The organism is Gilliamella sp. B3783 (genome assembly GCF_026536125.1).
GTDB lineage: Bacteria > Pseudomonadota > Gammaproteobacteria > Enterobacterales > Orbaceae > Gilliamella.
Genome location: NZ_JAFNOU010000005.1, coordinates 179305 through 192622 on the forward strand (window position 1 = coordinate 179305; position 13318 = coordinate 192622).

Consider the following 13318-nt stretch of genomic DNA (forward strand, 5'->3'; position numbering starts at 1 on the left):
GGTGAATGTTATCAGTTAAAGTAATATAACACCTGCTTGCATAGGGTTGAGTTAACCAAAGCCCATCAATGGTATTGATGTGATGAATCCATCTGATTATTGTTGTACAGATGAATTAGTACTGTGATAAGAACCAAGTAATGGCGATAAGATCAGCTGAGCCACCGGGACTTAAATTACGTTTTATCAACTCGTTATCAAGCTGATTTAATTTTTGTTGGCCATGAGTATGAATCACACCACCGTGTAAAATCAGTTTTTTAGCTTGTTGTTGGACAAAGGCTAATCCATCAAGTCCCCCTCTTGCAACCAAATTGGTATCTTGGTTAAATGCGAGCAGATATAATAAGGTTTGTAATAAGCAAGTTTCCTCATCGTAACCACTTTGCTGCATATTTTTTAAAATAGGTAATGAAATGTTTTTAACTGTTGCGTAACCTGACTCCGCTTCACCCCGTGCCCCAGGAAGATTATGCAGTTTATACAGCTTTTCGCCAATTGAATGAGATCGATTATGTTGTTTTAATTCCTTATTGACGATACCTTGGCATATTATTGATACTTGCTCGCAAATTGTTTGCATTTGACATGCTAAGCCGAGTTGTTCAAGTTTGCCTATAGCGCCAAGTAATAAACCGAAAGCAAATATACCACCTTTATGGGTATTGATTTGATTAGTTGCATTAAACATGGCTTGTTCACATTGTATGCCTATGGGTCTAATACCGTCTAAAAAAACAGTGGGGTCTTGATGAGCCGATTGTTTACCATATTGATAAAACTGTTCAAACCAAGTTGAAATAGCTGAAATGCTTTGGATAAATGTTTGAAAATCCATATCACGGTGTGCGCCATTATTGTTCATATCAACTAGCCCAGGCTTAGGCGATAAGCAAATTTCCTTAATTAATGCCTTAATAGCTAGTTGCGCAGGTAAACTAAAGTTGTTAGGGTTGATGAGTTGCGATTCTAATAATGTCACTTGCTGTGAATATTTACTCATTATTGTCTAATACCTATCATACGGTTACTGTATTTTGGTTGTATTAACGAGATGCTTAGGGTGTGCTAAGTTGATCTCGTTTAATGTATTTTAAGTCTATTATCTAAAGCTCTGTAATAGGTGTTAACCATTTATACTCAAATCGGCGGATTGCACTCCTATTTCATCCACCTAATTATTTAGCAACTAGATGGATTTATTATCACGACTAAAAATCACCATGTGAATGTGGCACAATCACTTCTCGAGTACCATTATGACTTGGTGCACTAATAATACCTTCAATCTCCATTTGTTCAACTATCCGCGCTGCTCGGTTATAACCAATTCTAAATTTTCGTTGTACACTAGAGATAGAAGCCCTACGCGTTTCAACCACAAACTCTACAACTTGATCAAATAGCGGATCGAGATCTTCATCAATGTTATCAGCATGACTGCTATCATTATCATCGGTTGATACCGTCACATTTTCAATATATTTTGGTTTGCCGCGAGCTTTCCAGTCTTGCACAACTGCATGAACTTCTTCATCACGTACAAAAGCGCCATGTACACGAATAGGAATCGAACTATTCGGCGCTAAATACAGCATGTCCCCCATGCCAAGTAGTGATTCGGCACCCATTTGATCTAAAATAGTACGTGAATCAATTTTACTTGATACAGTAAAAGCAATACGGGTTGGAATATTGGCTTTAATCAATCCTGTGATAACATCAACCGATGGGCGCTGGGTGGCTAACACAAGGTGAATGCCCGCAGCTCTCGCTTTTTGAGCTAGGCGCGCAATTAATTCTTCCACTTTTTTACCAACAGCCATAATTAAATCGGCAAATTCATCGACCATAACCACAATGTAAGGCAATTTTTCCAATGTTGGCATGTTAAGATCCATGCTATCGGTAGGTTTCCACAGTGGATCAGGAATAGGTCTACCCATCTCTTGTGCTTGTTTTATTTTTTCATTATAGCCGGCAATGTTGCGGACACCTAAAGCTGACATTAATCGGTAACGTCTTTCCATTTCGTTTACACACCAATTAAGTGCGTTCGCCGCATCTTTCATGTCGGTAACCACTTGCGTTAATAAGTGCGGTATACCTTCATAGATAGAGAGTTCAAGCATTTTTGGGTCGATCATAATAAACCTGACATCTTCAGGTTGTGATTTGTATAAGATGCTTAAAATCATCGCATTAACCCCCACAGATTTACCAGAACCTGTGGTGCCTGCAACTAATAAATGTGGCATTTTAGCTAAATCTGCAACAACCGATTGCCCTGAAATATCTTTTCCTAATACGATAGTCAATGGTGATTGTGCATTGCGAAATTGTGGGCTGTCTAATACTTCTCTAAAGTAGACGGTCTGTCGGTTTTTATTAGGTAACTCGATACCGACATAAGGTTTACCCGGAATAACTTCAACAACTCGCACTGAAGGCATTGATAGTGAACGAGCAAGATCGCGATCGAGTGTTGAAATTCGCGCAGCTTTAATACCGGGAGCTAGTTCAATTTCAAAGCGGGTGATCACAGGTCCTGGCATATAATCAACAACTTTGGCTTTAACACGATAGTCGGCTAAACTTTTTTCAATCAGTTCAGACATTGCATTTAATGCAGCATGATCGACTTCAATTCGCGTTGTCGGCGGTGCAGTTAATAAATCCAATGACGGTAGTGGCGTTGTTGGTTTTGGTAGTGGTTTATCATCACGTCTTAATAATGGGTGAATTAAGCTATCGTTTTCATCATCAATGGTAATTGGGGTATTGTGACTTTGTTCAACCTCTGTATCGTCTAGATAGATGTCATCTATGACAGGATTTTCATTTTTTAACGATTCAAGATCGACATCTTCGGGGATGTGCCTTTCAATCTCGGGTGTAGGATGTTCAATCTGAGTTTCGGGTTCTTGATGTGTTACTTGCTCAACGTCTTGAGTCGATGATTCTGGCTCGTTCGATATAAATTGGTTTGAATCGATTGTATTGTTCGCTAAGGTAGATTCGTTATTATTTAACGTAAATAACGGTTTGCTAGGCGCATCTGAAATGGTGTATTTATTTTCATCAAAAGGCTGCACTTTTTCTAAGTCTTTTGTTGTTTGATTTGCTGTTGCTTGTGGATCATTGGCTAAATTTGATTGTGGCAACGTAGCATTAGTTTGATCTTGTGAGAGCGCTAACTTTCGTTCATTCATATTTTTTATAATCACTTCCATACGCGCTAAAATATCGTTTGGATCCAGATCTTTTTTAGGTTCATCATTAACTGGTGTGCTAGATAAATCAGGTTGATTGTTAGTCGTTTGCTCAAGTGACTGTAACAATTGCTCTGCGGTTTGGATTAATGCTTCATCATCCTTATTGAGTGTTATAGGATTGTTTTGTTCAAGCTGATTAGTGGCATCTACATGATTAATCACTTTTTCTTCATTGGCTGTTATAGATAAAGGTTGCTCTGTATCTAAATTGACTTTATTGCTCTCTAATGGAATAACAACAGGCTGCTCTTTTGTTTGCGTTGTTAGTGCAATGTCTTTATCCCGCTGTTTGGTAACAGTGTGAGTGCTTGCACTGGCTTTATGTGATGAAAATAACCAGGTAATCGGCGTTAAAAGCAGCATGACTAACGCCCCAAGTTTTTCCATCAGTAGTAACCATGATAATCCGGTTAATAGGGTTATACAGGCAAGGCTAACAATGAGTAATATAATCGATGCGGTAAAGCCATTCATTATAGGTAATAGGCTTTCGATAACAATTGAACCTAGGTATCCCCCAGCTTGAAATTGTTCTGCATCACGAATATTTAAGGTAAAAAAACCAGTACTGCTAAAGATAAACGCTAAAATACCAATGATTCTGAATGATATACTAAAATAGTTAATAGGCGCATTAGCATGACGATAAAAATAGCTCACTAATTGCAAACTAAAAAATAGTGCAAAAAAAGGAACACTGTAAGCAATAAAGCCTAAAAATTGGAATAGTATATCCGATGCATATGCACCAATATAGCCGCAATAATTGCTGATAGGGGTATGCCAAGCAGTACGAGACCAGCCGGGATCTGATGCATTGTAAGAAAATAGTGATAAAAATAAGCAGGCAGATAACGCTATTATTATTAATAAAATGAATTGGCTAAATATCTGTCTTCTGGTTGTTTTTGGCTTTTTCAAGTACGTACCTAAAAACGATTGCAATTAAAATTGGTGGCATTTTATCATAAATTACTTTTGCTCACAGAGTGAATAAAATATAAAACGTAATTTATTGTGACTGTGAGCGATTAATTGCCATTAGATTTTTATTAAACCTTTGCCCATTTTTGACATAATTTTGGGCATTTTTAATATTTGCTGCAATTTCGGCTTCGGTAAGTTGCCGAATTATTTTCGCTGGTGATCCCATAATTAAGCAGCCTTCTTGATAAGGTAAACTATGAGTAACTAAAGAATTAGCACCAACCAGACAGTTTTTAGCAATTTTGGCATGATTTAAAATCGTACTTCCCATTCCGATTAAGACATTATCTTCAATTGTGCAGCTATGAAGAATCACATTATGGCCAATTGTAACATTTTCACCAACAATACACGGTATGTTAGTCTCGATATGCACAGTACAATTATCTTGAATGTTGCTGTTTTTGCCAATATGAATACTTGCAATATCACCTCGTAATACCGCGTTAAACCAGATGGATACCCCTTGCTCAAGCGTCACATTACCAATAATATCAGCCGATTTGGCAATAAAACAATCTGGGTGAATTTGTGGGCATAAATCATCTAATTGATAAATCATGGTTATTTCCTTTTAATATTTTTGACACTCAAAAATAAGCCAACCGCAAGAAAATTGCACAACACCATAGAACCAACCATTAACCACTCTGTGGTATTATCATTAATTGGTGTTACCGTTTTATGAATCGAGACTAGCATTGATAATGATATACCAATTGCTCCTGCTATGGCGAATCGAATGGTACCAGCAAGTGACGATGCTGTACCGGCAATATGCGGATAGAAGTCTAATACCACAGCCATACTATTACCACCAACTGTTGACATGCATCCAATGTAACCTGCAATACACACGACCAAATAGATAAATCCAAAATTAAATAATGTTCCAATCAAAAGTCCTATCGCCATGATAAATTGGATTAACAGCCCTAATTGCATCATTTTGATAGAACCAACAAGTTTAACAAAGCGGCTATTTAAGGTATTCATCAATACCATTACCACAATATTAAGTGCAAAATAGTAACCAAAATTGGTGGATGCAACGCCATGTAAGTTCATGTAAACAAAAGGCCCTAAACTTAAAAATGAAAATAATCCAGCACCAGCAAATGCGCCTATTAGCATGTAAGTTAAGGCTTGGCGATGTCGAAATAGCGTAATGAAATTACTTAATATTCGAATGATACTAAATTTATCACGTTTAGCTTTGGCAAGTGTTTCTGGAATATAACTTACCACCAAACCAAAGCAAATGATTGCCATTAGGCAAATGGTATAAAAGTTTGCTTGCCAATTAAACCAATACAAAATAAAACCACCAATGATCGGCGCTAATAATGGTGCTACGTTAGAGATTAACATCACAAAGGACATCATTTTTGAAAACTCATCACGGTCACGATAAATATCTTTCATTAAAGCATTAATCACTATTGTGGTTGCAGCAGCTGCAATCCCATGGAAAAAACGTGCAGTTATCAATTGATTAATATTGCCAGCAATAGCACAACCAAAGGCGGCAAAAACAAAAATAATCAGACCAATAATAAGAATATTTCGCCGGCCATAACTGTCTGTAAGTGGTCCAAATAAGAGTTGGCCAAAGGAAAACCCTAATAAATAGCAGCTAATGGTCAGTTGAACCGTTGCATCAGCTACATTAAAGTCGTGAGCAATTGTTGGCATACTTGGTAAATACATATCAATGGATAAAGGCATTAACATAGATAGCAATCCAAGGATAAAGATCAGTGCTTTTTTAGAAATTTTAAATTCTACTTGAGTATTTGAGTTTTGCACGTTTGGGTTCCTATAAAGTTCTTCAACTAAAAGTGCATGATGATGTGGCAACATAATCGATAATACCGTTAATTATGACTTAACGGTATTTATTGACTTTAAGAGGCAATCATTTATTCACTTTTATTGTTACGATAAAATTTGAAGCTAACTAAAAGAGTTGATTTCTTCTTCAGTAAGTGGACGGTATTCGCCCTCAGGAATATCTAGCATAATGGTGCCAATTTGTTTTCGATGTAACTGAACAACATGATTGTTGACTGCGGCAAACATACGTTTAACTTGATGATATCGACCTTCACTTATGGTTAGCTCTGCGTGATATGGGTCAATAATATTTAGTTTAGCCGGCTTTGTGAGTGACTTCTCACTTTTTAGTTGAATGCCTTTGGCAAATATCTCGATGAGTTCGATGCTTAGGGGATGTTCAACTGTGACTTGATAGACTTTTTCACAATGATGTTTAGGTGAAGTAATACGATGTGACCACTTACCATCGTCTGTTAATAGTACTAAACCTGTTGTATCAAGATCTAATCTGCCGGCTGCGTGCAACTTTTCAGCCATTGGTTCGTCGATAAAATATAGAATAGTTGGATGATCGGGATCATCGGTTGAGCAAACATAACCTTGTGGTTTATTAAGCATAAAATAACGATGTTCGGTGACTGGCACAATTTCGACGCCATCGTACTCAACAACTTGTGCAGGTGATATTTGGTGGGCGCCTGATTTTATTATTTCGCCATCAACAGTCACTTTTTGTGCTCTAAGTTCTTTATTCACGATTGTTCTGCTTATACCTAAGTGATGAGCTAGAAATTTATCTAATCGCATAATCTGAGTAATCTTCCTCTGTTTTAAAAAGGTGTATAAATATCAAAACGGTGATTTTTAGTTTTAATTTCGGCTGTTGGTTTTTGCTCGGCTAAAAATGGCGCATAATCAGGTCGTTTAACGACTACGCGTTTTTTAGCTAATTGTCGTGCCGGTTCAAGCAAGTTATCTGAATCTAAGTCACTACCCACTAACTGTTGAAAAATGCGCATCTCTTTTTTGACTAGTGCACTTTTTTGTCGATGTGGAAACATTGGATCGAGATACACCACATCGGGTTTTTCGTGCAATGACAATAGACCTGTTTGGCTTGAATTATAAAACATGTTTAACCGTTGCGGTAACCAATTGCCTATTATTGGATCTTGGTAACCTCGCTGTAAACCATCAGCTAATAATGCAGCCACAACGGGATGCCTTTCAAACATTGTGACATGACAACCGATTGCTGCTAATACGAATGCATCACGACCGAGTCCAGCTGTTGCGTCCACAACTGTTGGTAAATACTCACCTTTTACACCTACTGCTTTGGCAATGGCTTCACCACGCCCACCGCCAAATTGGCGGCGATGCGCCATTGCCCCTGATACAAAATCGACTTTTATCGCACCAAGTTTTGGCTCATCAGTTTTTTGTAATACGAGTTGATGGTTATCTGTTACTAATGCAAAGGGAATAGTTGGGTTTAAGGTTAACCACTGCTCAGCTAATAATTTTAGCTGAGCTAGGTTGGCGTTAGTGGATACCATAGTGACGAAGCAGAGCCTCAAGTTGGGGTTCACGTCCACGGAAATTTTTAAATAATGTCATGGGTTCATCACTGCCACCTTGCGACAAAATATTATCCAAAAAGGCATTACCCGTTTTAGCATTGAAAATGCCTTCTTCTTCGAAGCGTGAAAAGGCATCGGCTGATAACACTTCGGCCCATAAATAACTGTAATACCCAGCGGCATATCCGCCTGCAAAAATATGACTAAAAGCGTGAGGGAATCGTCCCCATTCAACTGTTGGTACGACAGCAACTTGTTTTCTAACCTCTGCCAGAGTGGTTAAGATATCAGGGTTTTTCTGGCTATGAAGTTTAAAATCAAATAAGCCAAACTCTAATTGACGTAAAATAAATAGAGCGGCTTGATAATTTTTCGCATCGAGCATTTTTTCTAGCATTTCTGGTGGTAAAGGCTCACCGGTTTGATAGTGTCCTGAAATGAAGGCTAATGCTTCAGGTTGCCAGCACCAGTTTTCTAAAAATTGACTTGGTAATTCAACCGCATCCCAAGCTACGCCATTAATACCTGCAACTGATGATACATCAATTTCGGTTAACATATGATGCAAGCCATGACCAAACTCATGGAATAGGGTGGTTACTTCGTCATGCGTAAATAACGCGGGTTTATCACCAATTGGTCGATTAAAGTTACAAGTTAAATAAGCAACGGGTTTTTGTATGTGACCATCGGCAAAACGCATGCGACCAATACAATCATCCATCCATGCACCACCACGTTTATGTTCACGAGCATACAAATCAAGATAAAAACTGCCTTTTAGCTCGCCACTAGTATTATATAAATCATAAAATTTGACATCAGGGTGCCACACTTCAACACCTTGTCGTTCTTTAGCGGTAATACCAAAAATACGATGGACAACTTCAAATAAGCCATTTATCACTCGTTGTTCAGGAAAATAAGGTCGGAGTTCTTCGTTATTAATGGTATAAAGGTATTGTTTTTGTTTTTCACTGTAATAGGCAATATCCCACGGTTTGATATCGCTGGCACCAAAAAATTCATAGGCATAGCGTTTCAACTCCGCTAATTCTTTTTCGCCTTGTGGTTTGGCTTTATTAGCTAAATCAGTCAAGAACTCAGTAACTTGATGGACTGATTGCGCCATTTTAGTGGCTAAAGATTTGTCAGCATAAGTATCAAAGCCAAGTAATTTAGCGAGTTCATCTCTTAACGTTAAAATTTGCTCGATGATTTGTGTATTATCCCATTTACCCGCGTTCGGACCTTGATCTGAAGCCCGGGTATTATAAGCTTGATAGAGCTCAAAACGTAACTCACGGTTATCACAATAAGTCATAACAGGTTGGTAACTTGGAATATCTAAAGTAATTAGCCAGCCGTCTTGTCCTTTTGATTTGGCTTGTTCTTTTGCTGCAGCAAGCGCACTTTCAGGCATACCAGACAACTGTTTTTCATCTGTTATTAGTTTTGTCCAGCCCATCGTTGCATCCAATACATTGTTGCTATATTGTGATGATAATTCTGATAATTTGGCAACAATTTCACCATAACGTTTTTGTTTATCATCAGGCAAGCCTATTCCTGACAATTCAAAATCACGTAACGCGTTATCAATTACTTTTTTTTGTGCTTTGCAAAGCTTATTGTAATTGTCGCTTTGTTTTAGTTGTTTGTAAGCTTGATAGAGAGGTTTATGTTGTCCAACCCATGTGCTGTATTCTGATAATAATGGTAAACATGCTTCATAAGCTTTACGTAATTCAGGGCTATTTTTTACAGAATTAAGGTGGCTGACCGGTGACCAAACTCGCCCAAATTTTTCATCCATTTCATCAATAGGTTGAATTAAGTTGTCCCAAGTATATTCACTATTTTGTTTTAGCACTGTTTCAATTGTGTTGCGACAATTGTTTAAAGCTTGCTTTACAGCAGGTAGAACGTGCTCAGGCTTGATTTGAGAAAATAGCGGTAATGGAGCATTGGTTAATAATGGGTTGGTCATGTTTCGATACCTTTCTACAAAGATTTTATCTAATGAGTGAACATTATGTGCGGGTAAAAAAACGCAAGTCAAGTATTTTGTGTTAAGGAATAGTTTATAATCCCATTAATTTGCGTTCACGCTGCCATTCAGTTGGTGTATAGGTTTTGATAGATAATGCGTGGATACGATTGTCATTAATGAATTCGGCTAAAGGTGCATAAATCAATTGCTGTTTTTTGACTCGGCTCAAATCTGCAAATAGTTCACTGACTGCAATAACCTGAAAATGACTACCATCGTCAGTCATAACATATACATTGTCAAGGTTAAGGGAACTATTTAATTTGTCTATAATTTGTTGTTTGTCCATGATTGTAACTCAGTATGAATATTCTAACTTTATATTAAGTTGTTTAAGCTAATATTTATGTTTGGTAATAACACAACAATATGAATTAAGCCATAATAACTGGCTGTAAGTCATACAGTGCAATTAGAGTTTGTAATTGCGGATTAATGCCCATTAATTTGGTTTGATATTTAGTACAAAAATAAACTAATGTTGCTAGTCCAGAAGAGTCAACTCGAGTTAACTGAGCAACATCAATCGTTGTAACGCCATTTAAAATACTACGCTGAGTTGACCATATTTCATTAAGGGAGTGAGCATCTAGCTCACCCTTTAAATATAAGACATTGTGTTGTTTGTCTGCTTTAATTCGCGACATCATAGGCTAGCCTTTTGGTTTAGCGTTAGGATCAATATTACGATTTGAAAGATCAGTTAATTGTTTGGTTAATGCATCAATACCATCTTGACGTAATATAGTCGACCACTCATTTTGTTTAGTGGTAATCATACTCACACCTTCAGCAATTAAGTCGTATGCTTTCCATTCCCCTGTGACAGAATTTTTACGCCATTGAAAATCGATACGTAATGGTTGCTGGCTTTTATCGGGTTGGATTAATAATACACGAATTGAAACTAAAGTTTTACCCGTTAGATCTTTTGCTGCTTCGACTTGATAAGTTTGACCGTTATACATCGATAGTGCTTGGGCAAAAGCTTGAACTAAATAGTTTTCAAATGCATTGAAATAAGCGGTACGTTGCGCCTCAGAAGCACTCTTGTAGTAATTACCTAAAATTAATGCACCAGCATATTTAACTTGCACATAAGGTAATAAATCAGTTCTAACTATTTCCTTCAATTTATTGGGATTGGTTTTGATTGTAGCTGATTGAGATTTAATGGTATTAAAAATCTTATCGGCTGCAACTTGCATATCTTTGTATGGATCGTTATCAGCAAGCGCAAATGTGCTGAATGCTAATGCGAATACGAAAAAAATTACTTGTTTAAATCTGATTAACATAATTACTCCTTACTTTCATTGGTATCTGGTGTAGTTTGTTTTTTGTCCTTATCGGAAGAACCGCCAGCACTATAAAGGAATTGCCCAATTAAATCCTCTATGACCATAGCTGGTTTAGTATTGTTAATAACTAAACCTTCTTGAAAATAAGCAGGCTTATTATCTTTTGCTATTGGCGTACTACTTGCACTATCCGCATCTAATGCATCAAGTTCATGTTCCGTACTTTGATCAAGTCCAAAGTTAATATCAATAAATTGTTCGCCTAATAAACCAGAGGTTTTAATCGATAAAGAACTGGAACTTGGGATCTTGTTATATTGTGTATCAATATCCATGGTGACATAGGGTTTATACACATCGTTGTCTGATGATTGTAAGGTAATATTACTGACTCGACCAATGACAACACCCCCAATTTTTATTGGCGAGCGTACTTTTAATCCACCAATATTATCAAATACAGCATAAACACGATAAGTGTTATGACTGCTAAATGATGTGGGGTCAGTCACTCTAAAGCATAAAAATAGTACTGAAAGAATAACCAGCACCATAAATAATCCAACGGTAATTTCGACTTTACGACTCATGTTTAATGACCTCAATGACTAAACATTAATGCGGTTAGGATAAAATCTAACCCCAAAATAACTAATGATGAATAGACAACGGTGTTTGTTGTTGCCCGACTAATTCCTTCAGATGTTGGTACACAATCGTAACCATTAAATAGTGCAATCCAAGTACTGGCGATTGCAAAGGCGAAGCTTTTAATAAAACAATTGCCTAAATCATGCCACCAATCAACATTACTTTGAATGGAGGACCAAAAAAAGCCAGCGTCAATTCCTTTCCAGTCTACGCCAACTAAAACACCACCCAAAATGCCAACAGTGACAAAAATAGCCGTTAAAAAAGGCATACTAAAAAAACCCGCCCAAAAGCGTGGTGCAATGATTCGTCGTAGCGGGTCGATTGCCATCATTTCCATGCTTGATAACTGTTCTGTTGCTTTCATAAGACCTATTTCTGCTGTTAAGGCAGAACCCGCACGTCCAGCAAATAATAAGCCTGCAACGACTGGACCTAATTCTCTGAGTAGAGCAAGCGCAACCATCATTCCTAAACTTGCTTCAGCACCAAAGGTGGTTAAAATAAAGTAGCCTTGAAGAGCAAGTACCATACCAATAAACAGACCTGATACAATAATAATAGTCAGTGATTGTACACCGACAAAATAAAATTGTTTGATAAGTAAGGGGAATTGTTTACCAAATTGCGGTTGGCCAATCAGTGCGCCAAATAGCATCATTCCCGAACGCCCAACCATTGCAATGGTATTAATGGTTGCTTGTCCCAGTTTTGCCAGTAAATTCAACATTATTTTATACCTCTGCTTAGGTCTAATTTGTAATCATCAGCAGGATAATGAAATGGAACCGGACCATCAGCCAGTCCTTCCAGAAATTGTTTTACACGCAAATCATCATTGTCACGTAACTGCTGAGCAGTGCCACCTGCAATAATGTGTTGTTCTGCAACGATATAAGCATAATCAGCAATACTTAATACTTCATTCACATCGTGACTAACAACAATACAGGTTAATCCCAGTGATTGATTAATCTCAGCAATAAGTTTAACTATAACGCCCATAGATATGGGGTCTTGCCCTGCAAATGGCTCGTCAAACATAATAAGATCTGGATCAAGTGCTATCGCTCTGGCTAAAGCTGCTCGCCGTGCCATACCGCCAGATAATTCTGAAGGCATCATCTGCGCTGCACCGCGTAAACCAACGGACTGTAATTTCATTAACACTAAATTGTGCAATATGGGCTCTGGTAGATTAAGGTGCTCACGAAGAGGATAAGCCACATTATCAAAGACTGATAAATCAGTAAATAGTGCACCAGATTGGAATAACATACTCATGCGTTTACGGACTTCATATAGTCTTGAACGGGACATGCTGGGTATGTCTTCACCATCAAATAAAATTTTTCCCGCTTGAGGTTTGAGTTGACCACCAATTAGGCGAAGCAGTGTTGTTTTACCTATTCCAGATGGCCCCATAATGGCAGTTACTTTGCCTTTAGGCACATTTAAATTCATATTTTTGTAAATCGGCCGGCTACCTCGATAGAAAGACATATCGTGTATTTCGACCAAATTTTGTTGTAATGTGTTCGTCACATTGATTTCCTACACTACCATAATGAAAGTTGAGCTTATTTTACTTGATATTTGCGAATAATGAAATCTATTAAATAGATTAAC

Annotated in this window: 12 protein-coding genes and 1 pseudogene; all 13 read right to left on the reverse strand. The window is 37.6% G+C overall.

What is annotated here, in order from left to right:
- Positions 1-115 precede the first annotated feature (115 nt).
- Positions 116-1003: a triphosphoribosyl-dephospho-CoA synthase CitG gene (gene citG, locus J3U59_RS06690; RefSeq protein ID WP_267333702.1), complete on the reverse strand. Its 888-nt coding sequence runs from the start codon at positions 1001-1003 to the stop codon at positions 116-118.
- 208 nt (positions 1004-1211) lie between these two features.
- Positions 1212-4151, reverse strand: a pseudogene (locus J3U59_RS12040) (DNA translocase FtsK 4TM domain-containing protein); the annotation flags it as partial.
- 136 nt (positions 4152-4287) lie between these two features.
- Positions 4288-4824, reverse strand: a complete 537-nt coding sequence (locus tag J3U59_RS06705; protein WP_267333701.1) for a gamma carbonic anhydrase family protein — start codon at positions 4822-4824, stop codon at positions 4288-4290.
- Between the two features lie 2 nt (positions 4825-4826).
- Positions 4827-6125 (reverse strand): Bcr/CflA family multidrug efflux MFS transporter, encoded by a 1299-nt coding sequence (locus J3U59_RS06710; RefSeq protein WP_416379587.1) that lies wholly within the window; start codon positions 6123-6125, stop codon positions 4827-4829.
- Between the two features lie 93 nt (positions 6126-6218).
- Positions 6219-6908 carry a 16S rRNA pseudouridine(516) synthase RsuA gene (gene rsuA, locus J3U59_RS06715; protein ID WP_267333699.1) on the reverse strand — a complete coding sequence of 230 codons (690 nt, stop codon included), beginning with the start codon at positions 6906-6908 and terminating at the stop codon, positions 6219-6221.
- 23 nt (positions 6909-6931) lie between these two features.
- The gene (locus J3U59_RS06720) at positions 6932-7681 is read right to left on the reverse strand and encodes a class I SAM-dependent methyltransferase (protein WP_416379586.1); all 750 of its coding nucleotides are present in this window, start codon (positions 7679-7681) and stop codon (positions 6932-6934) included.
- A complete protein-coding gene (gene prlC / locus J3U59_RS06725) occupies positions 7647-9674 on the reverse strand; it encodes an oligopeptidase A (RefSeq protein WP_267333697.1) in 2028 nt (675 codons plus the stop codon). The genes J3U59_RS06720 and prlC overlap by 35 nt, the downstream gene beginning before the upstream one ends.
- Positions 9675-9768: 94 nt before the next feature.
- Positions 9769-10026, reverse strand: a complete 258-nt coding sequence (locus tag J3U59_RS06730) for a BolA family protein (RefSeq protein ID WP_065634759.1) — start codon at positions 10024-10026, stop codon at positions 9769-9771.
- 85 nt (positions 10027-10111) lie between these two features.
- Positions 10112-10387, reverse strand: coding sequence for an STAS domain-containing protein (locus tag J3U59_RS06735; RefSeq protein ID WP_267333696.1), 276 nt, complete (start codon positions 10385-10387; stop codon positions 10112-10114).
- Positions 10388-10390: 3 nt separating this feature from the next.
- Positions 10391-11035 carry a phospholipid-binding protein MlaC gene (gene mlaC, locus J3U59_RS06740; RefSeq protein WP_267333695.1) on the reverse strand — a complete coding sequence of 215 codons (645 nt, stop codon included), beginning with the start codon at positions 11033-11035 and terminating at the stop codon, positions 10391-10393.
- A gap of 2 nt (positions 11036-11037) precedes the next feature.
- Positions 11038-11628 carry an outer membrane lipid asymmetry maintenance protein MlaD gene (gene mlaD, locus J3U59_RS06745; protein WP_267333694.1) on the reverse strand — a complete coding sequence of 197 codons (591 nt, stop codon included), beginning with the start codon at positions 11626-11628 and terminating at the stop codon, positions 11038-11040.
- An 11-nt stretch (positions 11629-11639) separates the two neighbouring features.
- Positions 11640-12419 carry a lipid asymmetry maintenance ABC transporter permease subunit MlaE gene (mlaE, locus tag J3U59_RS06750; RefSeq protein WP_267333693.1) on the reverse strand — a complete coding sequence of 260 codons (780 nt, stop codon included), beginning with the start codon at positions 12417-12419 and terminating at the stop codon, positions 11640-11642.
- Complete coding sequence (mlaF, locus tag J3U59_RS06755; protein ID WP_267333692.1) at positions 12419-13234, reverse strand: phospholipid ABC transporter ATP-binding protein MlaF; 816 nt, start codon at positions 13232-13234, stop codon at positions 12419-12421. Before mlaF ends, mlaE begins: the two co-directional genes overlap by 1 nt.
- Positions 13235-13318 lie beyond the last annotated feature (84 nt).